General features: G+C 45.3%; 24 protein-coding genes. 18 read left to right on the plus strand and 6 right to left on the minus strand.

The genetic code is table 11. From position 1 onward, the window contains the following. Nucleotides 1–108: 108 nt before the first annotated feature. On the minus strand, nucleotides 109–1485 hold the full coding sequence (locus AC2EXB_RS08085) for a glycine--tRNA ligase (protein ID WP_235199054.1): 1377 nt from the start codon (nucleotides 1483–1485) through the stop codon (nucleotides 109–111). A 312-nt stretch (nucleotides 1486–1797) separates the two neighbouring features. On the opposite strand from AC2EXB_RS08085, the gene ccpN reads away from it, so the two are divergent. From ccpN to AC2EXB_RS08125, 8 genes are all read left to right on the plus strand, one after another. Next, entirely contained in the window at nucleotides 1798–2436 is a 639-nt protein-coding gene (gene ccpN, locus AC2EXB_RS08090; protein WP_251472790.1) for a transcriptional regulator CcpN, read from the plus strand. A gap of 10 nt (nucleotides 2437–2446) precedes the next feature. After that, nucleotides 2447–3250 carry a pyruvate, water dikinase regulatory protein gene (locus tag AC2EXB_RS08095; protein WP_483604343.1) on the plus strand — a complete coding sequence of 268 codons (804 nt, stop codon included), beginning with the start codon at nucleotides 2447–2449 and terminating at the stop codon, nucleotides 3248–3250. 252 nt (nucleotides 3251–3502) lie between these two features. Next, nucleotides 3503–5305 (plus strand): DNA primase, encoded by a 1803-nt coding sequence (gene dnaG / locus AC2EXB_RS08100; protein WP_483604344.1) that lies wholly within the window; start codon nucleotides 3503–3505, stop codon nucleotides 5303–5305. A gap of 33 nt (nucleotides 5306–5338) precedes the next feature. Then, nucleotides 5339–6496 carry an RNA polymerase sigma factor RpoD gene (gene rpoD / locus AC2EXB_RS08105; RefSeq protein WP_235199055.1) on the plus strand — a complete coding sequence of 386 codons (1158 nt, stop codon included), beginning with the start codon at nucleotides 5339–5341 and terminating at the stop codon, nucleotides 6494–6496. A gap of 130 nt (nucleotides 6497–6626) precedes the next feature. Beyond that, nucleotides 6627–7766, plus strand: a complete 1140-nt coding sequence (locus AC2EXB_RS08110) for an acyl-CoA dehydrogenase (RefSeq protein ID WP_483604345.1) — start codon at nucleotides 6627–6629, stop codon at nucleotides 7764–7766. Between the two features lie 129 nt (nucleotides 7767–7895). Then, complete coding sequence (cccA, locus tag AC2EXB_RS08115; RefSeq protein WP_483604346.1) at nucleotides 7896–8291, plus strand: cytochrome c550; 396 nt, start codon at nucleotides 7896–7898, stop codon at nucleotides 8289–8291. 60 nt (nucleotides 8292–8351) lie between these two features. After that, nucleotides 8352–9092 (plus strand): tRNA (adenine(22)-N(1))-methyltransferase, encoded by a 741-nt coding sequence (locus AC2EXB_RS08120; protein ID WP_483604347.1) that lies wholly within the window; start codon nucleotides 8352–8354, stop codon nucleotides 9090–9092. Further along, on the plus strand, nucleotides 9052–10161 hold the full coding sequence (locus AC2EXB_RS08125; RefSeq protein ID WP_483604348.1) for a Nif3-like dinuclear metal center hexameric protein: 1110 nt from the start codon (nucleotides 9052–9054) through the stop codon (nucleotides 10159–10161). The genes AC2EXB_RS08120 and AC2EXB_RS08125 overlap by 41 nt, the downstream gene beginning before the upstream one ends. A gap of 14 nt (nucleotides 10162–10175) precedes the next feature. Here the strand turns inward: AC2EXB_RS08125 and AC2EXB_RS08130 are convergent, their stop codons facing one another. Together AC2EXB_RS08130 and AC2EXB_RS08135 are read right to left on the minus strand one after the other, a co-directional pair. Continuing rightward, a complete protein-coding gene (locus AC2EXB_RS08130) occupies nucleotides 10176–10706 on the minus strand; it encodes a DNA topology modulation protein (RefSeq protein ID WP_483604349.1) in 531 nt (176 codons plus the stop codon). A gap of 95 nt (nucleotides 10707–10801) precedes the next feature. Continuing rightward, complete coding sequence (locus tag AC2EXB_RS08135; RefSeq protein ID WP_235199060.1) at nucleotides 10802–11779, minus strand: 4-hydroxy-3-methylbut-2-enyl diphosphate reductase; 978 nt, start codon at nucleotides 11777–11779, stop codon at nucleotides 10802–10804. A gap of 125 nt (nucleotides 11780–11904) precedes the next feature. On the opposite strand from AC2EXB_RS08135, the gene AC2EXB_RS08140 reads away from it, so the two are divergent. The 6 genes from AC2EXB_RS08140 to AC2EXB_RS08165 all read left to right on the plus strand — a co-directional run bounded on the left by AC2EXB_RS08140 (nucleotide 11905) and on the right by AC2EXB_RS08165 (nucleotide 16584). Next, the gene (locus AC2EXB_RS08140; RefSeq protein ID WP_483604350.1) at nucleotides 11905–13200 is read left to right on the plus strand and encodes a DEAD/DEAH box helicase; all 1296 of its coding nucleotides are present in this window, start codon (nucleotides 11905–11907) and stop codon (nucleotides 13198–13200) included. A 13-nt stretch (nucleotides 13201–13213) separates the two neighbouring features. After that, nucleotides 13214–14107 carry a deoxyribonuclease IV gene (locus AC2EXB_RS08145; protein WP_483604351.1) on the plus strand — a complete coding sequence of 298 codons (894 nt, stop codon included), beginning with the start codon at nucleotides 13214–13216 and terminating at the stop codon, nucleotides 14105–14107. Nucleotides 14108–14291: 184 nt separating this feature from the next. Beyond that, a complete protein-coding gene (locus AC2EXB_RS08150; protein WP_483604352.1) occupies nucleotides 14292–15065 on the plus strand; it encodes a metal ABC transporter ATP-binding protein in 774 nt (257 codons plus the stop codon). After that, nucleotides 15058–15912, plus strand: coding sequence for a metal ABC transporter permease (locus tag AC2EXB_RS08155; RefSeq protein ID WP_235199063.1), 855 nt, complete (start codon nucleotides 15058–15060; stop codon nucleotides 15910–15912). The genes AC2EXB_RS08150 and AC2EXB_RS08155 overlap by 8 nt, the downstream gene beginning before the upstream one ends. Next, nucleotides 15909–16319: a Fur family transcriptional regulator gene (locus AC2EXB_RS08160; RefSeq protein WP_235199064.1), complete on the plus strand. Its 411-nt coding sequence runs from the start codon at nucleotides 15909–15911 to the stop codon at nucleotides 16317–16319. The genes AC2EXB_RS08155 and AC2EXB_RS08160 overlap by 4 nt, the downstream gene beginning before the upstream one ends. An 85-nt stretch (nucleotides 16320–16404) precedes the next feature. After that, entirely contained in the window at nucleotides 16405–16584 is a 180-nt protein-coding gene (locus AC2EXB_RS08165; RefSeq protein WP_483604353.1) for a hypothetical protein, read from the plus strand. Between the two features lie 174 nt (nucleotides 16585–16758). Here AC2EXB_RS08165 and AC2EXB_RS08170 read toward each other — a convergent pair whose 3' ends face one another. The 3 genes from AC2EXB_RS08170 to AC2EXB_RS08180 form a co-directional block, all read right to left on the minus strand. Beyond that, nucleotides 16759–17349 carry a hypothetical protein gene (locus AC2EXB_RS08170; protein WP_483604354.1) on the minus strand — a complete coding sequence of 197 codons (591 nt, stop codon included), beginning with the start codon at nucleotides 17347–17349 and terminating at the stop codon, nucleotides 16759–16761. A 12-nt stretch (nucleotides 17350–17361) separates the two neighbouring features. Further along, entirely contained in the window at nucleotides 17362–18483 is a 1122-nt protein-coding gene (ispG, locus tag AC2EXB_RS08175) for a flavodoxin-dependent (E)-4-hydroxy-3-methylbut-2-enyl-diphosphate synthase (RefSeq protein WP_235199067.1), read from the minus strand. A 215-nt stretch (nucleotides 18484–18698) separates the two neighbouring features. Then, nucleotides 18699–19208 carry a DUF1189 family protein gene (locus tag AC2EXB_RS08180; RefSeq protein WP_483604355.1) on the minus strand — a complete coding sequence of 170 codons (510 nt, stop codon included), beginning with the start codon at nucleotides 19206–19208 and terminating at the stop codon, nucleotides 18699–18701. A 170-nt stretch (nucleotides 19209–19378) separates the two neighbouring features. Here AC2EXB_RS08180 and AC2EXB_RS08185 point away from each other — a divergent pair, with 170 nt between their 5' ends. The 4 genes from AC2EXB_RS08185 (at nucleotide 19379) to AC2EXB_RS08200 (ending at nucleotide 24704) form a co-directional block, all read left to right on the plus strand. Then, a complete protein-coding gene (locus AC2EXB_RS08185; RefSeq protein ID WP_483604356.1) occupies nucleotides 19379–21010 on the plus strand; it encodes a Na/Pi cotransporter family protein in 1632 nt (543 codons plus the stop codon). A gap of 191 nt (nucleotides 21011–21201) precedes the next feature. Then, nucleotides 21202–21681, plus strand: coding sequence for a DUF456 domain-containing protein (locus AC2EXB_RS08190; protein WP_235199070.1), 480 nt, complete (start codon nucleotides 21202–21204; stop codon nucleotides 21679–21681). 110 nt (nucleotides 21682–21791) lie between these two features. Then, a complete protein-coding gene (locus AC2EXB_RS08195) occupies nucleotides 21792–22400 on the plus strand; it encodes a superoxide dismutase (RefSeq protein WP_483604357.1) in 609 nt (202 codons plus the stop codon). Nucleotides 22401–22511: 111 nt separating this feature from the next. After that, on the plus strand, nucleotides 22512–24704 hold the full coding sequence (locus AC2EXB_RS08200) for a peptidoglycan D,D-transpeptidase FtsI family protein (protein ID WP_483604358.1): 2193 nt from the start codon (nucleotides 22512–22514) through the stop codon (nucleotides 24702–24704).

Here is a 24704-nt window from a genome sequence, read left to right on the forward strand (position 1 = left end):
TACTGTCTGTCCGCTCCCGAATACTGTTTCTGCGAGCGTAAATACTTTCTGCAACTTAAAAAAGGGGACCTGCATCGAAATGCAAGTCTCCCTTTTGTAAAATCTTAATTAAAATTGAATGTGTTTTTCGATATAAGCCTGTACTTCGGCAATCGGCATACGGACTTGTTCCATAGAATCGCGGTGGCGGACAGTCACTTGGCCGTCTTCTACTGAATCAAAGTCGTACGTGATGCAGAATGGCGTACCGATTTCGTCTTGGCGGCGGTAGCGTTTACCAATTGATTGGGATTCGTCGTAGTCGACCATGAAATGCTTCGCCAAATCAGCAAATACTTCCGTTGCGCCTTCAGCCAATTTCTTCGATAGCGGAAGAACGGCTGCTTTATACGGAGCAAGAGCCGGGTGGAACTTCAAGACTGTGCGTTTGTCGTCGTTTTCAAGCGCTTCTTCGTGGAAAGCATCTACTAGGAAAGCTAAAGTGACGCGGTCGGCACCAAGAGATGGCTCGATGCAATAAGGCACATAGCGCTCGTTCGTAATCGGATCGATGTAATTGAAGTCTTCGCCTGAATGTTCCATATGGCGCTTCAAATCGAAATCTGTGCGGTCAGCAATGCCCCATAGCTCGCCCCAGCCGAATGGGAATTTGTATTCGATGTCGACGGTTGCATTGGAGTAATGCGACAATTCGTCTTCGTCGTGTTCACGAAGGCGCATATTGTCTTCGGACATGTTCAAATTCAACAGCCAGTTTTTGCAGAAATCGCGCCAGTAAGCGTACCATTCCAAATCTTCGCCGGGCTTGCAGAAAAATTCAAGTTCCATTTGTTCAAATTCGCGTGTACGGAACGTGAAATTCCCTGGTGTGATTTCATTTCGGAAACTTTTACCGATTTGAGCAATACCGAACGGCATCTTTTTACGCATTGAACGCTGAACATTTTTGTAGTTCACGAAAATCCCTTGTGCTGTTTCAGGGCGAAGAAAAATCTCGTTTGTCGAAGATTCGGTTACGCCTTGGAAAGTCTTGAACATCAAATTGAATTGGCGGATGTCTGTGAAATCCTCTTTGCCGCAAGTCGGGCATTTGATTTCGTGTTCTTTGATCAATTCAGCCATTCTTTCAAAAGACAGACCGTCTACGATCATTTCGATGCCTTTTGCATCTAAAGCATCTTCAATTAATTTATCGGCACGGTGGCGTGTTTTGCAGCTCTTGCAATCGATCATCGGATCGTTGAAGTTGCCGACATGCCCGGATGCCACCCAAGTTTTCGGGTTCATCAAAATTGCAGCGTCAAGGCCGACGTTATGCGCCGATTCCTGGACGAATTTTTTCCACCATGCTTTTTTGATATTATTTTTAAGTTCTACGCCAAGGGGACCGTAATCCCATGTGTTGGCAAGGCCGCCGTAAATTTCAGAACCCGGAAATACAAAGCCTCTGTGTTTCGCTAACGATACTACTTCTTCCATTGACATAAAAAAACCTCCATAAAATAAAAAATCGTACACGTCCCGGACATAATGTCCGAGGACGAGTACGTTAAGACCCGCGGTTCCACCTCGATTGGCTGCATCAATGCAACCCTCTTAAAAGAAACTGGCTCCAGAGCGCCTTTTCCCGTCTTTGCAGGCTTCCACTATCCCCGCTCGCTGATTGCGACAGTACTTATAACTCCATCATTGCCTGATATTCAATTCTTTAGTATTGTATCACGGGAAAGTTTTCTTCGCAATATCGCATCCATTAGTATATAATAATCATCATTGAGTATAACATATTTTGAGGCGGTGAGTCCGATCGAACTCAATAAGAGACAAGAGGAAATCCTGCAGATCGTGAAAGGCAATGGCCCGATAACGGGGGAACAAATTGCTGAACGCCTGCATTTGACAAGAGCTACATTAAGGCCAGATTTGGCAATTTTGACGATGGCTGGGTTTTTAGATGCCCGTCCGCGTGTCGGCTATTTCTATTCCGGCAAAAAACCTGGCCAGGACATCACGGATACGATGAACAATATGAAAGTGAAAGACTTTCAGTCGATTCCGGTTGTGGTAAGGGAAGATGTCAGTGTCTATGACGCGATCAGCCAGATGTTCCTTGACGATGTCGGGACCTTGTTCGTCGTCGACAAGAATTCGTTTCTGACGGGTGTGTTGTCCCGCAAAGATTTATTACGGACAAGCCTCGGAAGCCAAAATTTAACTGCAATCCCGGTACATATCATCATGACAAGAATGCCGAATATTACCTACTGCGTGAAAAACGAGTCGCTAATTCAGGCTGCTCACCGGTTGATCAATCAGCAGATTGATGCTTTGCCGGTCGTAGAAGAACAGCCGGAAGGCTTTAAAGTCGTCGGGCGGTTGACAAAAACGAATATCACCCGGGCGTTTTTATCATTGTCGGAAAACCACGAATTGTGAGGTGCACGAAATGAAACAACTCCGTATGTTCATAGTCTCTGACTCTGTAGGAGAGACTGGCGAACTGGTTGCAAAAGCGGCTATTAGCCAATATTTATATGCCGATCAAAATGCAGTATTAAAGCGGTTCCCCTATATTGATTCCGTTGAACATCTTGAGGAAATCATAAAACTGGCAGCACAGCAGCAGGCCTTTATCGTCTACACATTGGTGTCAAAAGAATTGCGGCGGTATATCCAATCGGAAACGCCGAAATTCAATGTAACAGCTGTTGATTTAATGGGGCCGCTGATGGACGCATTGGAAAATGAACTGGATTCCATTCCTTTAGAAGAAGCGGGGTTGGTTCGCAAATTGGATGATGATTACTTTAAAAAAGTGGAAGCCATCGAATTTGCTGTTAAATATGACGATGGACGGGACCCGCGCGGGATATTGATGGCCGATATTGTTCTGGTCGGAATTTCGAGAACGTCTAAAACGCCGTTATCGCAATATCTGGCGCATAAGCGTTTGAAAGTGGCGAACGTACCGCTCGTGCCAGAAGTGGATCCTCCTGAAGAACTTTATAAAGTCGATCCAGCCAAATGCTACGGATTGGTCATTTCTCCCGAGAAATTGAATTCCATCCGCAAAGAGCGGTTGATTGCATTAGGATTAAGCGATGATGCAAATTACGCGAAAATCAACCGAATCCACGAAGAGATTGCCCATTTCGAGAAAGTTGTCAGCAGAATCGGCTGTGAAGTCATCGATGTGACAAACCGCGCGGTAGAAGAAACTGCTAATTTAATTTTGAGCAAACGCAAGTAATAGCGACCATTCACCTGCAGGCTATGAAACCCAGTTGAGTGGAAAATAGTAAACAACAAAGAAAAACCTCCTCAACAGGTGGTTTTTCTATTTAAATTGTGGATTTTTTGTCCAAAACGTTTTATAATGAAGAATTGTGGCTAAAACAAATATAATGGCCAATAAATTGTCTCGATCTTTTTGATGAAAGATGAAGGAATTCCTTAAAATATCACGAATTAAGTATGTTAAGCAAAAAAAGATGGTGATAATGTGTCAAATCGAGTTCCAGAAGAAGTGATCGAACAAATCCGTACTTCTACGGATATTGTAGACGTCGTCGGTGAATATGTTCAATTAACAAAAAGAGGGCGCAATTGGTTCGGGCTCTGTCCATTTCATGGTGAAAGCACGCCATCGTTCTCGGTAACATCCGACAAGCAGATTTTCCATTGCTTCGGCTGCGGAGCGGGCGGAAATGTCATCACTTTCCTGATGGACATTGAAAACATTACATTTCAAGACGCATTGGCTCGCCTCGGCAGCCGGGCAGGAATCGACGTAGACATCACAGTCCCGAACGATTCCGGCCCAGCACCTACAAAAACAGACCATCAGCTTATTTTGATGCATGAATTTGCAGCAGACATGTACCACCATATCCTCATGAATACAGAAGAAGGGCAAGAAGCGCTCGACTATTTGGAAAACAGAGGGTTCACAAAGGAAATGATTGAAAAATACCGGATTGGCTGGTCATTGCCCGAATGGAATTACATGGCTACCGCATTGCAGCGAAAAGGCTTCAGTGAAGAGGAATTGGTGTCTAGCGGGCTCGGTATCCAGCGAGAGCAAAAAAATGGATTTTTTGATCGTTTCCGCGGTAGAATCATGTTTCCAATCACGAACGAATCTGGTAAAGTCATTGCATTTTCCGGCAGGATCTTAGTAAAAAGCAAGGAAGAGGCAAAGTACCTTAATAGTCCCGAGTCGCCGATTTTCCAAAAAAGCCAAGTGCTTTATAATGTGCATCTGGCCCGAAATGCAATCCGGAAAAATCGGAAAATCGTTTTATTTGAAGGATTTATGGATGTTATTGCTGCCGGCAAAGCAGGTGTAGATAATGCGCTTGCAACGATGGGCACTTCTCTTACGTCGCAGCATATTAAAGCGATGAAGCGTTTCGCACAGGAAATTGTCATCTGCTTTGATGGGGATGATGCCGGATGGGAAGCTGCTAAAAGAGCGGCCATTGCATTAAATGAAGAAAAGTTCAAAGTGGAAGTTGCTGTCCTCCCAGGCAAAATGGATCCTGATGATTTTGTCCGGGAACACGGCAATGAAGCTTTTAAAGAGCAGATCATCGGCAAACCGCATGCGTTTATTGCATTTGCGATGATGCATGCCCGCAGACATAAAAATTTTCAATACGAAAATGACCTTCTGCAATACATTCAAGAAGTGCTGCAGCTCTTAGCAGGGCGGTCGTCACCGATTGAACGTGATCTTTACATCAAGCAATTGTCTAATGAAACCGGCCTGTCAGAGGAAGCGATTCTTCAGCAATACCGGAAACTTGAAAACAAGACAATCGAAAGAAGCCGTCCAAGCGCACCAGTTCAAGAAAAAGCGCCGAAGCGGGATCCGAAACGGGTGACTTCTCTCCACCGTGCTGAAAGGCTGCTGTTTTCCCATGCGTTAGCGAATGCTAGAACCATGGAAAAGTTAGCCCAAGCACCAGATGGCATGCCGTTTGTCAGCGAAGAATTTACAGCGCTGTACGTTCAACTGCTCGGTTTTTACGAAGAATGGGAAAAAGCGGATTTCCATAAATTTCTGGAAACGCTGCGTGACCCGGAACTTCGGAAGCTGGTTATGGAAACAGCTTTGACTGAACGCGATCCTGAACATGCAGATGAAGAAATTGCCGATTGCTTGACGCATCTGCAAAAGCATCGGATCGAACAGCAGATCAAGCTGAAAATTCAGCAGTCAAAAGAAGCTGAAAAACAGCATGATATGAAGCGTGCCTTAGTTTTGGCACAAGAAGTGATTGCTTTGAAGAAATCATTATAGGTTAATCCCGTTTTTTTAAAGGAGGAAAATCGTATGGCTGAGAAATCAGAACGTCCAAACGAAGTTGAAGCAAGCAATGTCTCATTAAGTACTACAGAAGGTCCTGAAGCGACTGTAGAAGAAGCGAAAAAACAATTGATCGAAACAGGTAAAAAAACGGGAGAACTGAACTATGAACAGATTGCCGATAAATTAGCTGTTTTTGAAATGGAATCGGATGCCGTTGAAGAATTCATCGATCAACTTGAGGGGCATGGCATTGAATTGGAACGGAAATCAGATGATGAAGAGCATTTGGACCGTCTCATGAAGCCGACTGAAGAGAAATTCGATTTGAATGATTTAAGTGTGCCGCCAGGCGTCAAAATCAATGACCCTGTCAGAATGTACTTGAAAGAAATCGGCCGGGTGGACCTCTTAAAAGCGGAAGAAGAAGTAAGGTTGGCCAAATTGATTGAACAAGGCGACGAAGAAGCGAAAAAGCGCTTAGCTGAAGCGAACTTGCGTCTTGTTGTCAGTATTGCCAAACGCTATGTTGGACGAGGCATGCTTTTCCTTGATTTGATCCAGGAAGGGAATATGGGCTTGATCAAAGCAGTTGAGAAATTCGATTACTCGAAAGGCTTTAAATTCAGTACGTATGCAACTTGGTGGATTCGCCAAGCGATCACTCGTGCGATTGCCGACCAAGCGCGTACAATCCGTATCCCGGTGCATATGGTGGAAACCATCAATAAATTGATCCGTGTCCAGCGCCAGCTTCTGCAAGACCTTGGACGTGAACCTTCACCGGAAGAAATCGGAGAAGAAATGGATCTATTGCCGGAAAAAGTCCGGGAAATCCTGAAAATTGCTCAAGAGCCAGTATCATTGGAAACACCGATTGGCGAAGAAGATGATTCCCATTTGGGCGATTTCATCGAAGATTCGGATGCGCAATCACCATCTGACCATGCTGCCTATGAATTATTGAAAGAGCAGCTGGAAGACGTTTTAGATACATTGACTGACCGTGAAGAAAATGTATTGCGCCTTCGCTTCGGCTTGGATGATGGGCGTACGCGCACTTTGGAAGAAGTAGGGAAAGTCTTCGGCGTTACACGTGAACGGATTCGCCAAATCGAAGCCAAAGCGCTTCGCAAACTGCGCCATCCGTCACGCAGCAAGCGTTTGAAAGATTTCCTCGAATAAAAAATGCAGGTTGCCGAAATTTTCGGCAGCTTGTTTTTTTATGAATTTCCCCTTTAGAGTTGAGTTTGTCTAAATTTTTCCTATATAATGAAAGTTGTAAGCGTATCCATAACAAAGGGGATGTAATGAGATGAATTTTGATTTGACGCAAGAACAGCAAATGATTAAGAAAACGATTAAAGAATTTGCGGATAAAGTGGTGGCGCCCGGAGCAATCGACCGTGACCGCACAAATGAGTTTCCAAAAGAAATTTTCAAACAGCTTTCCGACATGGGGATGATGGGATTGCCGTTTGATGAGAAATACGGCGGCGCGGGCGCTGACACGACAAGTTTCGCTATCGTAACAGAAGAATTGAGCCGCGCATGTGCTTCTACAGGCATTACGTATTCAGCGCATATCTCACTCGGCGGTGCACCGTTGAATCTTTTCGGCACGGACGAACAAAAAGAAAAATACTTGGCTCCGATTTGTTCAGGCGAATCGTTCGGCGCTTTCGGATTGACAGAACCGAACGCAGGGTCGGATGCAGGCGGTACGGAAACACGTGCAATCGAAGACGGCGATGACTGGGTCATCAACGGTTCGAAAGTTTATATCACGAATGCAAGCTATGCAAAGCATTTGGCGATTACCGCAATCACAGGAGTGGAAAATGGCAAGAAAGAAATCAGTGCCATTATCGTGCCGACAGATGCAGAAGGCTTCACAATCATCGACAATTATGAAAAGATGGGGCTCCATGCATCGAACACGACGGAACTGGTACTGGAAAATGTCCGCGTGCCGAAAGAAAACTTGCTTGGCAAGCGCGGAGAAGGCTTCAAGCAATTCCTGGTGACTTTGGACGGCGGCCGCATTGGCATCGCTGCAATGGCTGTTGGAATCGCTCAGGCGGCGTTTAACCGTGCATTAAACTATTCTAAAGAGCGCAAGCAATTCGGCAAGAGCCTATCCGAATTCCAAATCACGCAGTTCAAGCTGGCAGATATGGCCCTCAAAATTGAATTGGCACGCAATATGGTATACAAGGCAGCATGGCTGAAAGACCAAGGGCGCCCGTTTACGAAAGAAGCTTCGATGGCAAAGCTTTATGCTTCGGAAATTTCAATGGAAGTGGCGGATGAAGCCATTCAGATCCACGGCGGCTACGGTTATATGAAGGAATATGAAGTGGAGCGTTATATGCGCGATGCGAAATTGCTGGAAATCGGCGAAGGGACATCTGAAGTGCAAAAAATGGTGATTGCACGACAAATCGGCTGTTAAATTACTGAATTTGTCACAATAACTTAAAACTTCTCCCATAAGACTTTTCGTTTTGCAAATAATACAGTACAATAATGAATGATACGAACACTATCATCAAGCAGAACTTTATAGAGGGAGGGGTAACGGATGCAAAAAAATGCAATTGTACCTTATATCTTAATCATGGCGTTCGGTATTGGTCTGATTTTCTTCTTATCATTAGAAGGCGCCAATAACCAAGAAGAGATTGCTGCAGAACACGCAGAAGAAGAAGAAGGCGGCACAGGCGGCGAAGAGCAAGGCAACGACGGCGGCAGCACGGATTCTGCTGAATTCGATCCAGAAGCACAAGCACAGCAAAGCTGTGTATCATGCCACGGTTCAAGCTATGAAGGCGGAGTAGGTCCATCATTGGTTGATACTGAATTGGATCAAGCAGGAATCGAAGATATTATTGCAAATGGTAAAGGCGCAATGCCAGGCGGACTCATCGAAGAAGAGAATATTCCAGCTATGGCTGAGTGGATTTTATCTCTCGAATAGTTTGAAAACCCCCTTAGTTCTTCTTGAGCTAAGGGGTTTTTGTTGATAGGAGGATAACGGATGAATGCTCAACAATTATCGCTGCGATTAGAACGGGTGGCAAGCCATGTACCGGAAGGCGCCATCGTTGCAGATATCGGCAGCGACCATGCTTACCTGCCATGTTACTTAATATTAAATGGGATGGTTAAAAAAGCGGTTGCCGGGGAAGTAGTAAAAGGTCCCTTTGAATCGGCAAAAAAACAAGTTCGCTTAGAGCAGCTTGATGAACAGATTACGGTGAGGCTAGCGAGCGGACTTTTGGCCATCCACCCTGAAGATGGTGTGACAGCAGTCACTATTGCGGGAATGGGCGGTCCGTTGATTACCTCCATTTTAAATGAGGGGATGGAGCGGCTAGAAGGAGTCAAACGCTTGATTCTACAGCCGAATGTCCATGCCAAAGCCATCCGCGACTGGGCTCAGCAAAATAGCTGGACCATCCAAACGGAAGAAATCTTAAAAGAAAACGATAAAATTTATGAAATTTTAGTGTTGGAACCTGTTGATGCAGTTTCGGGCTTATCGGAAACGGAACTCTTGATGGGACCTTATTTGATGACACAGCGTTCTCCGATATTCATTGAAAAATGGCAGCGCGAAAGTACCCAATGGAAGAAAATCGTCGCTTCCATGGAATCCACTGAACAAACCGTGGAGATCCTTTCGCGGAAAAATGATTTAGTGCATAAAATCCAACTAGTAGAAGAGGTGCTGAACAGTGAAAATACCGAATGGACAGCAGATCATCGAGGAGTTTGAAAAATGGTCGCCAAAATACTTGGCGATGGAAGGTGACCCGATTGGCCTTCATGTCGGAACCTTAAATAAGAAAATCGAACGGGTATTGGTGACTTTGGATGTCAACGAAGAAGTGGTGGATGAAGCGATTGTAAAAGGGGCAGCGTTGATCATTGCCCATCATCCGCCGATATTCCGGCCGCTCAAGAATTTGCAGACCGATTTTCCGCAAGGGCGCTTAATGGAAAAACTGATCAAGCACGATATCGCCGTCTATGCGGCCCATACCAATTTGGATGTGGCAGAAGGCGGCGTCAATGACTTGCTGGCAGATGCGCTTGGACTTAGCGATACGAAAATCCTAGTTCCTACATATGAAGCGGAACTGGTTAAAATTGCTGTTTTCGTGCCGGAAACCCACGAACAAGAAGTTCGTGAAGCGCTCGGAAAGGCTGGAGCTGGAGCAATCGGAGACTATGAATATTGCAGCTACACGCTGAGCGGCACTGGACGATTCAAGCCCACCGCAGATGCCGATCCGTATATCGGAGAAGCGGGCAAAATGGAGATGACGGCAGAATCGAAAATCGAAGTGGTCATTCGCAAAACCGAAAAAGACCGTGCGATCAAAGCAATGATAGCGGCACATCCCTACGAAGAAGTAGCCTACGATGTTTTTACATTGGAAAACAAAGAGCTGCCAATGGGATTAGGGCGCGTCGGAATGCTTGACGAAGAAATGAGCCTTGAGGACTTTGCGGAACACGTAAAAGGGCGGCTCGATGTCCCGGCTGTACGAATTGTCGGCGATCTCACAAAACCGGTCAAAAAAGTGGCGGTACTCGGTGGAGATGGCAATAAATACATCCATGCAGCAAAACGTGCAGGGGCCGATGTCTACGTCACGGGGGATCTTTATTTCCACGTGGCGCAGGACGCTGATGCGATGGGCCTTGCTGTTGTAGACCCTGGTCACCATGTTGAAAAAGTGATGATCAAAGGCGTGGTCAACCACATGTCAAAAACGCAGAACTGGCAATGTGAATTCCTGCCATCCGAAGTCAGCACAGAACCGTTTACATTCAAATAAACAGAGAATCCAGTTTACTTCACGGTAACTGGATTCTCTGTTTTTAGTTGTTCGATAAAGTCTTTTGCTTCTTTTTGGGAAGTCAAAATGACAATTTCTTTTTCAGGTGAAAGCTTTTGCAATTTCAGCAAGACACTCGGGCGTTTATCACGCGGGTAATTCCAAACCCACTTTAAAAAATTCAAATCGAAGCGTTCCTTGCAGCCGGCAGCCATATCAGGACGCTGCTTGTTCCGGTATAGGAAGTTGCGCTTCAATATCCGGTAAACGCATAATATTCTCGGCATATCCATGAAAATGATGCAATCAGCCGCTTCTAAGCGAAGGTCCAGCGTACCATTGTAATTGCCATCGATGATCCAATTCTCATTATTGACCAATTGAAGCTGGATTGCTTCTTGTTGCTCCCGGGAGACAGCTGTCCAGTCCGGTTTCCAAAGGATGGCGTCAAGATGGTAAACGTTTAGCTGCAATTTTTCACCCAAGTGGCGTGCGAAAGTGGATTTTCCGGACCCTCCCGAGCCGATGATTGCAATCTTTTTCATGTTTTTTCACCTCACTTTAATCATATGTAACGAAAAACCGTGAGACTTTGTAGAAAGCTCACGGTTTATTTTAATGGCCCACAGGACATGTCAAACTATTCAACTGGATAAGGTTCAATGCGTTCCGAAGGTTTCGGGTGTTTGATCTTCGGCAAGATTTTATTTAATGGTACGCTGCGCGTCAATTCGTGCGTTTCCGGATTTTCCGGATCGTATTTATCAAGGAAGTTCATCACTTCTTTAACGATCGGAGTCGGAGTCGAAGCACCGGCAGTGATGCCGACTGTTTCAACGCCATCGAGCCATTCCAATTTCAGTTCCGAAAGATCCGAAATGCGGTAAGCCGGAGTTCCAGCGATATCTTGTGACACTTGCGCCAAGCGATTCGAGTTGTTGCTCATCGGGTCGCCGATGACGATCAATAAATCCGCTTCGCCTGCTTGGGTGGCCACCGCTTCCTGGCGAACTTGTGTAGCCAAGCAAATTTCTTTATGGACTTCTGAATGCGGGTATTTCTCTTTCAGGCGCTTCATCATGTCTACAACATCCCATTGGCTCATGGTCGTCTGGTTGGTCACAATGATTTTATCTGCTGTTAATTGCAATTGGTCGACATCTTCAACGCTTTCAACCAAGTGAACCAAGTCAGGCGCCACGCCGATTGCCCCTTCAGGCTCCGGATGGCCATTTTTCCCGATGTAGATGATGTGGTAGCCTTCTGCTGTCTTTTCCCGGATCAAATCATGGGTAACTGTTACATCTGGGCAAGTTGCGTCGATAGACACCAAGCCCTTTCTTCTGGCAAGTTCACGGACTTGTGGAGAAACGCCGTGTGCGGTAAAAATAACGGTACCGGATTCCACTTTCTCCAAAATTTCAAGCCGGTTTTTGCCATCCAATGTGATGATCCCGTCTTCTTCAAATGCGTCTGTAACATGTTTATTGTGGACTATCATGCCTAATATATAAATAGGGCGGGGCAGAGTTTCGTCCATTGCAGCATTTTTCGCAATGACCATTGCATCAACTACGCCGTAACAATACCCTCTTGGCGATATTTTCATTACCTTCATAACCGCACTCCTTTCAAAATCATACCTTCATTATAAACGAGACGGCCTGTCTTTACAAAAGTTGCAATACGAAAAAAGGGAATTCATGCTATAATGTCAAGAGCGTAAGGAGGGAATATAATCCCATGACAAAATTTAATGACTATCCATTCAAGCCGTTCCTATTAGAAGCGGTGGAAAAACTCGGTTTTAAAGAACCGACCCCGATTCAAAAAGAGATGATGCCCCACATATTGAAAGGCAACTCAGCCATCGGACAATCCCACACAGGAACAGGGAAGACCCATAGCTTCATCATTCCGATTGCAGAGCGCATCGACACAAGCCGCCAAGAAGTTCAGGCAGTCATCTGTGCCCCGACACGTGAACTCGGCACGCAAATTTATGCAGAAATGATGAAACTGGTAGAAGGTTCCGATATCGAAGTGAAAAGCTTTATCGGAGGGACCGACAAAAAGCGTTCGATTAATAAGCTGAAAACGCAGCCGCATATTGTCATCGGAACACCGGGGCGATTAAAGGACTTGGTGAATGAAAATGCGCTTCTGGTCCATACAGGAAAAATTCTTGTAGTCGACGAAGCGGATCTGGCTTTTGACCTTGGCTTTATCGAAGAAATCGACCAGGTGGCGGGCAAAATGCAAGAAAAATTGGAGATGTATGTATTTTCTGCGACCATTCCGGAAAAATTAAAGCCATTCCTTAAAAAATACATGGAATCGCCGGTCCATATTAAAATTGGCGACAAACGACCGACTGCGGAAGGCTTGGACTTCTACTTGGTGCCTGCACGAAGCAAACGGAAAGTAGAGCGCCTGAAAGAAATCATGGGCATCATCAATCCATATCTAGCCATTATTTTCGTCAATACGAAAACAAATGCAGACTATGTGGCAGATGAACTGGCAAAAGCGGGCATCCGTGTTGGCCGTGTCCATGGTGATTTGGCTCCTCGCGAACGCGTGAAAATGATGAAGCAAATCCGCGACTTGGAATATCAATACATTGTCGCAACGGATCTTGCTGCGCGCGGAATTGACATCCAAGGCGTCAGCCATGTCATCAATTATGAGCTGCCGGAAGACCTGGAGTTCTTTATTCACCGCGTCGGCCGTACGGCACGTGCCGGATTAAAAGGGATTGCCATCACGATTTTCAATCCGGAAGAGGAAGATGCGATCAACCGCGTCGAGAAAATGGGCATTCCATTCCAGCAAAAAGATATCGTTAAAGGCGAGTTTGTTGATTTGAAAGACCGCCACAGCCGCAAAACGCGGGTTAGACAGACAAATGAAGCGGATGCGAAAGCGAAGACCATGGTCCATAAACCAAAAGCTGTAAAACCAATGTACAAAAAGAAAATGAAATGGAAAATGGACGAAATCAAAAAAGTCGAACGCCGCAAAAACCGCAAAAAGTAAGGAGATTTTTTAGATGTTAATAGGTTCACACGTATCCATGAGCGGAAAGAAAATGCTTCTTGCAGCAAGTGAAGAAGCGGCTTCCTACGGAGCGAGTACATTCATGATCTACACCGGGGCACCGCAGAATACGCGGCGCAAACCGATTGAAGATCTGAATATCGAAGCGGGACAAGCCCATATGGCTGCCCATAATTTGAGCAATATCGTGGTTCATGCACCTTATATCATTAATTTGGCGAATACCGTAAAACCTGAAACTTTTGAACTTGGCGTTGAATTTCTCCAAAAAGAAATCGAACGGACTGCAGCGCTTGGCGCAAAACAGATCGTCCTTCATCCGGGAGCTCACGTGGGAGCTGGTGCAGGAGCGGGAATCGCGAAGATCATTGAAGGGTTGAACGAAGTGCTGACAGAAGATTATGCTGTCAATATCGCGCTTGAAACGATGGCTGGCAAAGGCACGGAATGCGGCCGCAGCTTTGAAGAAATCGCAGCGATCATTGATGGCGTAACCCATAATGAGCGTTTGTCGGTTTGCTTCGATACCTGCCATACGCATGATGCCGGCTACAACATCAAAGAAGATTTTGACGGAGTGCTTGAGAAATTCGATCGGATTGTCGGAATCGACCGTTTGCAAGTGCTCCATATCAATGACAGCAAAAATGTCCAGGGTGCCGGGAAAGACCGCCATGAAAACATCGGCTTCGGTGAAATCGGATTTGAAGCTTTGAATGGCATTGTGCACCACCGCGACTTGAAACATGTGCCGAAAATTCTTGAAACGCCGTATGTCGGAAGCGATGCAAAAAATAAAAAGCCGCCGTACGCTTTTGAAATCGAAATGTTCAAAAACGGGATTTTCACTCCCGGCGTCATCGAAGAAATGAAAACACCGCTTTAAAAGACGAATTAGAAACCGCAGGTAAACCCGGAAGTTCCGGCAAGCCTGCGGTTTTTGTTTTTACTGAAATGGTTGAAAGCGCCTGATTTTCTGAGCCCAATCTATTTACAAGGGAGCTGGAGTCATCTATACTGATTTAATGATGTAAATCGTAATCATTATTAATTAGAAAAGAGGCGGCTTTATGGACGCGCCATTAATCAACATTAAAGAAATCAGTTATGAATACGAACAGACAAAAGCACTTGAGAACATCTCCTTGAAAGTGGAAGAAGGCGATTTTCTGGCCATACTCGGACCAAACGGATCAGGTAAATCCACTTTGCTGAAAGTCATGCTTGGCTTGATCAAGCCGACAAAAGGAAAGATTGAACTTTTCGGCGTCGATTCAAAAAACTTCAAACACCGTGAATGGATCGGCTATGTTTCCCAGAAATCCAATTCCTTCAATTCCGGTTTTCCGGCAACAGTTGAAGAAGTGGTCGCTGGGGGACTGGCCAAAAAAGCTGGCTTGTTCCACCGGCTTCCGAAAAATTACAAACAGCATGTAAAAGAAGCGCTCCTGTCGGTCGGCATGGAAGCTTTTAGCGGCCGCAGCGTCAGTGAGCTATCCGGCGGACAGCAGCAGCGTGTTTTTATCGCTAGGGCTTTGGTTGCGAAGCCGAAAGTGCTCATCTTGGATGAACCGACCGTCGGCATCGACCACCAGAACGTCCAATCTTTCTATAATATGCTGGCTTCGCTTAACCGCGATCAAAACATTACGTTGGTGCTGGTGACCCATGACGTGGATACGGTGACAGATCGCATCACGCATGTAGCCTGTCTAAACCAGACCATCCATTTCCACGGATTTAAAGAACAGCTTCATACAATGAGCGACGCCCAGCGCGAAGCTTGGTATGGCCATTCTGTCCGTAAAATTCACCATATCGGAGGAAGCCATAGCCATGATTGATGCTATATTAACGTATGAATTTCTGCAAAACGCCTTTGCAGCAGGGTTGATTATCGGCGTGATTGCGCCGCTTCTAGGCGTGTTTATCGTGGTTCGCCGCCTTTCGCTAATAGCGGATGCCCTGAGCCATGTCACCTTAGCGGGAATAGCCGGAAGCTTGTTTTTGAGCCAAAGTGTAGCCGCTTTCGCTTTATTGAATCCGTTATTTCTGGGTATAGCCGCATCTGTCGGTGGATCGATTCTAATCGAACGTTTGAGAAGCCTTTATAAGCATTACGAAGAACTCGCGATTCCGATTATCATGTCAGCGGGGATTGGCTTCGGGGCCATTTTCATTTCGCTGGCGCAAGGCTTTTCCAATGATTTATTCGGCTATCTATTCGGTTCCGTTTCGGCAGTCAGCCGGGAAGACCTGATGATTGTAGCTGGAATTGCGATCGTTGTCTTGGTCTTTATCTTATTATTCTTCAAAGAATTATTCGTATTGTCGTTTGATGATGAGTACGCCAAAGCTTCCGGTTTGCCGGCTAAGTGGATACATTTCCTATTTATGATCGTCACAGCGCTTGTTATCGCGGGCTCAATGCGAATTGTCGGGATTTTATTGGTGTCATCACTGATGACAATTCCCGTAGCTGCAGCAATGCGGGTAGCGAAAAGCTTCAAGCAGACCATCCTGTTGTCCATCTTTTTTGGTGAATTTTCTGTCATCACAGGGTTGGTCACCGCATTCTACTTTAATTTAGCGCCGGGAGGCACTATTGTTGTCACTTCAATTTTCTTGTTATTGCTGGTCATTGGCTTCAAAAAGATCTCTGTTTCAATGAAGAAGGGGGCTGTCGCATGAACATCTCAAAAGCGTGGGACATTTTAAAAGAAAATGGCTATAAGGAAACGACGAAACGTTCGCAAATCCTTGAGTTATTTGCAGACGATGACCGCTATTTGACGGCTCGTGATTTGCTCGACGTCATGCAAAAAGATTATCCGAGCATGAGCTATGATACCGTGTACCGCAACTTGGCGACATTTGTTTCGCTTGGCATTTTAGAAGAGACGGAATTGTCGGGAGAGCGCCATTTCCGGATGCAATGCGAAAGCGAGCATCATCATCACCACTTTATCTGTTTGGACTGCGGGAAGATCAAAGAAATTCCAGTTTGTCCGATGGATATGCTGGGTGCGGCATTGCCGGCTTATGAAATTGCCAACCACAAATTCGAAATTTACGGCAAATGCCCAGAATGCCAATAAGAAAAGCGGAAGTGCCTGTTCAGCTTCGAAAGGTATAAGACGGATTGCCGAAGCGGCGCATCTTGCCGCACAGGCGAGACGGCTTATGACCCGAGAAGCTAGGCACTGGAGTCTGGACAATAAGAAAAGCGGAAGTGCCTGTCCAGCTTCGAAAGGCATAAGACGGATTGCCGAAGCGGCGCATCTTGCCGCACAGGCGAGACGGCTTATGACCCGAGAAGCTAGGCGCTGGAGTCTGGACAATAAGAAAACGCAAGCGGTCTGATGCCGCTTGCGTTTTTTCATGTATTTATTCACCGAATGCAAATAACTTACTGCTGAATGCAAATAAAAAATTTTAAGCGCAAATAAACCGCCGCCAAGCGCAAATAAACTTCCTTCAATTGCAAAGAACCAAACAAAAAACCATCAGCGGTTCAGTTCCGCTGATGGTTTTCATTTATTTTGACCGAATGGTTTGCTGAAGAGCAAATTCTTTTTCCACCCATTGCTCGGCTTCTAGCCAGTTATAAACGCGGACCACATTTTTAGGTGTCGGCAAGCGGTTATAAGGAGTGTCGAACAAAATGACAGGAATGTCCAGCTCCTCAGAAATTTCAACAGCGTTATCATGTTTGTCTTCAAAGAAGAGATCCACTTGATGGCGTTTTGCTGTTTCGATTTTCTTATGGGTTCCGATCAATTCGATATGATCATAAGCGATGGCGTGCTCTGCAAACCAATCGTACGTAACATCGCGGACATTTTCGCCGCGTGCTGAGATGAAATACAATTCGTATTGCTCTTTCCATTTATCCAAAATATTCTTTGCGTTTTCCGAAATGGGCGAAGTGGCATAGATTTTTGGTTCAGCTCCCCGGAACCAGTCAAAAAACTCGCTTTTGGGAAGGTGGGGAAGAGCTGCAGTCAAATCGTATTCCTTTATGTCATCTAAAGTCAGGGTGCTGTTGAATGCTTCATTAATATGTGGAATCAATGAGGTAGGTGATGTCACCGTACCATCGATGTCAATGCCAAAACGGCTTCTCATAGCTTCACGACCTTATACTTGTTGTTGTTCCAATTCCGCTTTTTCAGCAGCTTGCTTTTCAAAGTATTCCTTTGCGAGCTTATCGATTTCAACTTTCAATTCTTCAACCATTGTTTCTTCCGGTACTTTACGGACCGTTTTGCCTTTCATGAACAGCAAACCTTCGCCGCGGGCACCAGCGATGCCGATATCGGCTTCACGAGCTTCACCTGGGCCGTTTACCGCACAGCCAAGGACTGCTACTTTAAGTGGAGCTTTGATGTGGGAGATGTATTCTTCCACTTCATTTGCGATTTTGATCAAATCGATTTCAATGCGTCCGCAAGTCGGGCAAGAAATCAATGTCGCAGCGTTTGAAGACAAGCCAAAGACTTTCAATAATTCACGGGCCACTTTTACTTCTTCAACCGGGTCAGCACTTAGCGAGATGCGCAAAGTATTGCCGATGCCTTTTGCAAGCAGTGCCCCGATGCCGGCAGCACTTTTCACAGTTCCAGAGAACAAAGTACCGGATTCTGTGATGCCGAGGTGAAGCGGATAGTCGAAAGCTTTCGAAGCTTTTTCATAAGCTTCAATCGCCAAACTTACATCTGATGCCTTCATCGAAACGATAATGTCATGGAAATCCAAGTCTTCCAGGATCTTAATGTGGTGAAGTGCACTTTCAACCATGCCATCTGCAGTTGGGTAGCCGTATTTTTCAAGGATTTTGCGTTCCAAAGAACCGGCGTTAACCCCGATGCGGATCGGAATGCCTTTCGCTTTTGCTGCGTTTACAACAGCTTCCACTTTTTCGCGGCGTCCGATATTGCCTGGGTTGATGCGGATTTTGTCAGCGCCTTGTTCAATAGCGATCAAAGCCAATTTATAGTCAAAATGAATATCAACAACAAGCGGGATATTGATGCGTGCTTTGATTGCACCGATTGAATAAGCTGCGCGTTCATCCGGACAAGCGACGCGGACAATTTGGCAGCCTGCTTCTTCAAGGCGCAGAATTTCTGCAACTGTCGCTTCCACATCGTGGGTTTTTGTTGTTGCCATACTTTGAATGAATAATTCATTGCTTCCGCCAACCGTCAGATCACCAACTTTAACGGGGCGTGTTTTCGTACGGTGAATGCTTTCACTCATTAAAATTCTCTCCTTTTTAGCAGGATAGGCTTCACTCGGCCTACCGCTTTTTCCAACTAGTTGACTAGTTTGTTTCAGTTACCTATTGCCATTTTAGCAGTCTGACAACCGAAAAGACAAGAAAGAACGGTTATGCTGCCATTTTTTGAATAATGGCAAGACTCCATTGCGAGATCGGGATCTGTTCTTGTGCAGATTTCGGTTTAAAGCATATTTCAAGCTTTTTTAACCGGTTGTTTTGGATAATAATTCGTGGCCAAATACAAATAGAGGACCGTCAACAAACTTGTTCCGGCTGAAACCCATAAATCAGCTCCGATAAAACTGAAGGCAAAGGACACAAGTGTCGGAATTGTGACTGCTAAAGCAGTAGTGCGCCAAAGGTGGCGATATTCGCCTTTGCGTTTTTTCATTTTAATAAATAACAAGCCGACTAAAGCGAAAAAACTGATTTTCAAAAAATGATAAAGTGTCGTCGAAACAAATAAAAATACGAAAGCAAAAGGATAGAGCAGAAATTCGATTTCTTCGACAAACTGGAGAAGGCCATCCACATCACTGGTCGTATCGCTCAAGCCGAGTGATAATTCAATGAAGGAAATTACCGTCATAAACAGGATGAACACGAAAACAAAGCGCATAATCTTTCCTATTGTCATAATACGGACGGCTGCCTGCTTTTTTGGTTCCATTAAACTGGCTTTAAATAATTGATAAAGATTCACATCCATCTTCCTTTCAGCTAATAATTATATCCTAACATGGAGAGCAGGTAGAAATTGGGGTGCTTTGTTACGGGAATGTAAATTTTAATTAAAGGTATTTACAATGCCTTATCGAACTCTTCATAATAGACTAGGTGTGAAATCGTAAATTTAGGAGTTGAATGTACATCGTGGAAACGAATTGGCAAGAAATGCTTTTTACTTTCTTTGGCGGTTTGGGAATATTCCTATTTTCTATTAAGTATATGGGGGATGCCTTGCAAAAAGCTGCGGGCGACAGATTGCGGGGAATTTTAGACCGCTTTACGACTAACCCTTTCATGGGAGTCCTCGTAGGGATTATCGTTACTGTGCTGATTCAATCGAGTTCGGGTACAACCGTTATTGTTGTCGGATTAGTAAGTGCAGGATTTATGACTTTAAGACAGGCTATCGGAGTTATCATGGGTGCCAATATCGGGACAACCGTAACGGCATTTATCATCGGGCTGGATGTAGGGGCGTATGCATTGCCGATTATGGCAGTCGGTGCCGCGCTGATTTTCTTCTTTAAGAAAAATCAAATCCAGAACTTCGGACAAGTGGTGTTCGGTTTCGGCGGCCTGTTCTTCGGGCTCGAATTGATGAGCGACGGGATGAAGCCTTTGCGCGAATCTTCCGCTTTTATCGATTTGACAGTCAGTTTAAGTGATCTGCCGATTCTAGGAGTAGTTGTCGGGACGGTATTTACCTTGATCGTACAAAGTTCAAGTGCGACTGTTGCGATTTTGCAGGGCCTTTACGCAGAGAATGTCTTGTCGTTGGGCGCATCGCTGCCGGTACTTTTCGGAGATAATATCGGTACAACGATCACGGCTGTACTCGCAGCATTAGGGACTTCAATTGCTGCGCGCAGAGCTGCAGCAGTTCACGTTCTGTTCAATATTCTCGGGACTATTATTTTCATGATTTTATTGGTGCCGTTTACTGCATATGTCGAATGGATAGCAGGCATACTTAATCTGGAAGCGAAAATGCAGATCGCTTTTGCACACGGTTCATTCAACGTAGCAAATACAATTATTCAGTTTCCATTGATCGGCTTCTGGGCTTATCTGGTAACGAAATTTATACCGGGCGAAGAAGTTTTGATCGAATTCAAGCCGAAGCATTTGGATGTCCATTTTATCGAACAATCTCCTTCGATTGCGTTAGGCCAAGCGAAAGAAGAAGTTTTGCGAATGGGCGGATATGCGGTGCAGGGTCTTGAAGAAACTTACGAATACTTGAAAACGAAAAGTAAGAAAAGTGCGGAGATGGCTTATCAGCTGGAAGATGCCATCAATAATCTTGACAGCAAAATTACGGATTACCTTGTGTTGATTTCTGCTGAATCGATTTCCGCTACAGATTCGACACGCCATACAATGTTGATGGAAACGGTGCGGGATATTGAACGGATCGGAGACCATTTTGAAAACATCATTGAATTGGTGGATTATCAGGAAAATAACCGAGTGAAAATCACAGAAGATGCAATGGAAGATTTACGTGAAATGTTCACATTGACGATTGCCACTGTGAAAAAAGCCTTGGATGCTCTGGATACAACGAGCCACGAATTGGCGCGTGAAGTAGCTGAGCAAGAAGATCTGATTGATAAGATGGAACGCAAATTCCGCAAAAAGCATATTATGCGCTTAACGGAAGGCCAGTGTTCTGCTCAAGCGGGAATCGTTTTTGTCGACATCGTCAGCAATTTAGAACGGGTCGGCGACCACTCCGTCAACATCGCAGAAGCCATTCTTGGCAACCGGGCATAAAACATAATGGCGGGTGGAGAAAAACGGATTTTCGTTGCTCTTTAACCGGCAGCAGCAAGAACCCGGGAGTTAAACTGGAACTCTTGCTGTCCATTCCAGTAGAATAGATAAAACAGCTCCTTTTCATTACTTTACATTTCAAAAAATGTAGGGCACGATGAAAAGGAGTTTTTTACTAGGAGGATGAAGAAATGGAAATTTTCGCTTGGATTGTCATTTTGCTGTTTTTTGCTGTTGGATTCATCGGCTTGATTTATCCGATTATTCCAGCGGTCCTATTTATCTTCGGCGGATTTGTCGTTTATGGGCTGTTCTTCGAGTTCAGCGATTTGCCTTGGTGGTTCTGGCTGATTGAAAGCTTGTTTGTTATTTTGCTGTTCGGAGCGGATGCGCTGGCCAATGCTTTCGGCGTTAAGAAATTCGGCGGTTCAAAAGCGGGTTTATGGGGCAGCACAATCGGGTTGATCATTGGCCCATTCGTCATCCCGATTGCCGGTATTTTAATCGGGCCGTTCCTTGGGGCGATTCTTGCAGAATTGATTTTCAATAAATCGACGATCAAACAATCGGTAAAGTCCGGCATCGGTTCTGTAGTCGGGTTCATCACGTCGGTCTTCACTAAAGGGATCATCCAAATAATCATGGTCGTCCTATTCTTTATCGTAATTTGATTCAGTCAAAAGACTGATTAAATGAATTGTCTGGGCATTTTAATTGTATCGCTCGAAAAACTTTGATACGCTAAGAAAGTAGAACAATAGACTCAAGGAGGAATTTAATCATGGCTTATGAATTACCAGAATTACCTTACGCGTATGACGCACTTGAACCACACATCGACAAAGAAACGATGAACATTCACCACACGAAGCACCATAACACTTATGTAACAAACGTAAATGCGGCTTTAGAAGGCCACGAAGACCTTGCTTCAAAATCAGTGGAAGAACTAATCTCTGACTTGAACGCAGTTCCTGAAGATATCCGTACAGCAGTGCGCAACAATGGCGGCGGACACGCTAACCACTCATTGTTCTGGCAATTGCTTACGCCAAATGGCACTGGCGCTCCATCAGGTGCTCTTGCTGAAGCGATCGATGCTAAATTCGGCAGCTTTGACGAGTTCAAAACTAAACTCGAAAACGCTGGTAAAACACGCTTCGGTTCAGGCTGGGCTTGGCTAGCAGTTTCAAACGGTGAGTTGGAAGTAACTTCAACTCCTAACCAGGACTCTCCATTGATGGAAGGCAAAACGCCGATCCTTGGAGTAGACGTTTGGGAACATGCTTACTACTTGAAATACCAGAACAAACGCCCTGATTACTTGGCGGCATTCTGGAACGTAGTAAACTGGGATGAAGTTTCAAAACGCTACGAAGCAGCAAAATAATTCAAATCCAACGCAACTTTACACACACTTTTTCGTCAGAAAAAGTGTGTGTTTTTTTATGTAAAATGCTATACTAGCAATTGCCTATTTTGGTGAAAGGAGTGCACAAAAATGAATACCCCTCAGAAAAGGCGTGTATCGCTTGCGAAAGCGAAGCTGAAGTCACATACCGTCTTTCGGATGAATATCCTCTTTTTCTCCATTTTCTTGCTGTTTTCTGTATTGATTCTTCGGCTAGGCTATTTGCAGATCGTTAAAGGCGAAGATTTCACGCGCGCTTTGGCCCGGACAGAAGAAGTTCCGGTCAACACCAGCGTGCCGCGGGGACGTATTTTTGATAGCGAAGGCCGCGTGCAAGTTGATAATAATCCTGTCAACGCCATTACATACACGGCCATGCAGACGACCAAAAGAGAAGAAATGATGCGAGTTGCTGAAAAACTGGCATCTTTGATTGAAAAAGACCCAAAAAAAGTGACGCTGCGCGATAAACAGGATTTCTATATTTCATTGAATACCGAAAAAGCGACAGCAAAAGTCACAGACGAAGAACGCCTTGAGATCAACAATAAAGACATTCAGGAAAAAGAAAAGCAGCGTGAAATCGACACGTTGATCCGCGAAAGAATTACAGATGCAGAGCTGGCGAGCCTGACAGACCAGCAACTGGAAGTATTGGCGATTTATCGCGAAATGACATCTGGCTATGCGCTTTCTCCCCAAATCATTAAAAATGAAGGCGTAACCGATGAAGAGTTTGCCCGGGTATCTGAACGTTTGACCGATCCTGATTTAAAAGGAGTCAACACGATCACGGACTGGAAACGGGTAAAAACATCGGATTTGACCATTTTAGGGAATACGACGACGCCTGAACAAGGGCTGCCAGCAGATAAAATCGATTATTACTTGGCACGCGATTATTCACGCAATGACCGCGTCGGCATCAGTTTCCTGGAAGCGGAATATGAAGAAGTGCTGCAAGGCCAGAAATCCATCGTGAAAAACGTAACAGATGGACGGGGCCGTGTTGTTGAGACAGTGACTGTCGATGAAGGGGAGCCAGGGAAAGATGTGGTTCTAACCATCGATTCAGAAATTCAAAATGCAATGGAAGATATTGTCGAAAAGAAATTATTGGAGCTGAAAGCTGGCCCCAACTCCCAATTGGTGAAAGATGCTTATTTAGTCATGATGGATCCGCGGACCGGGGAAATCATTTCGCTAGTGGGCAAACAATTGGACCGGGATGAAGACGGCAAACGGATCGTCCGCGATTACTCATTCGGAACCATCACGGCAGCTTATCCGACAGGTTCGGTCGTCAAAGGGGCGACAGTGCTTGCGGGTTACAGCAATGATGCCATTGCCATGGGCCAAACGATGATCGATGAGCCGATGCTGCTACCTGGCGGCTTGATGAAAGCTTCCCTTTTCAACAGAACGATCGGCAATAGAGTAGCGGTCAATGACCAGACTGCACTGGAACGTTCGTCCAACGTTTATATGTTCAAAATTGCACTGGCAATTTCCGGGAATGCCTATGAACGCTATAGAGGATTCAGCGTAGCGCAAGAAGATTGGGATACGATGCGCAACTCCTTTGCGGAATTCGGTCTTGGCGTCCGCACAGGCATCGATTTGCCGAATGAAGGAAAAGGGGTTACCGGCCGTTTCATTCGGACGGAGCCCGGTACATTCCTTGACTTTGCCATCGGACAATATGATACGTATACGCCGCTACAATTGCTTCAATATGTATCGACAATCGCCAATGACGGCTACCGTATGCAGCCGCATGTTGTCAAAGAAATCCGCCAGCCTTCAAGCGACGGCAAAACTTTAGGTGCGGTCGAAACGGTGGTTGAACCCAAAATCTTGAATCGCATCAACAATAGCCAGGCTGAAATCGACCGGGTGAAACAAGGCATGCGCATGGTTTACACAGGCAGCAACGGAACTGCCCGCAAATACTTTAACGACCTTAAATATTCTGCTGCCGGCAAGACAGGTACAGCGGAAATCAATTATTACGATGATAAAGAAAGCCCGTTCTATACAAAAGCTTCGGTCAATACGACGCATGTCGGGTTTGCACCTTATGAAAATCCTGAAGTCGCCTATGCGGTGGTAATTCCTTATATTACGACCGATCCGCGCAACGTTCCGCCAGCGAGCAATGAGATTGCGCGTGCCGCTCTGGATAAATACTACGAACTGAAAAACAAAGAAGTAAATGAATCACCTTCCGTTATCAAATCACCTGCCACTGATACCGCAGTTGAAGAAGGGGAAGAAAACTGA

This window comes from Planococcus alkaliphilus, assembly GCF_057031095.1.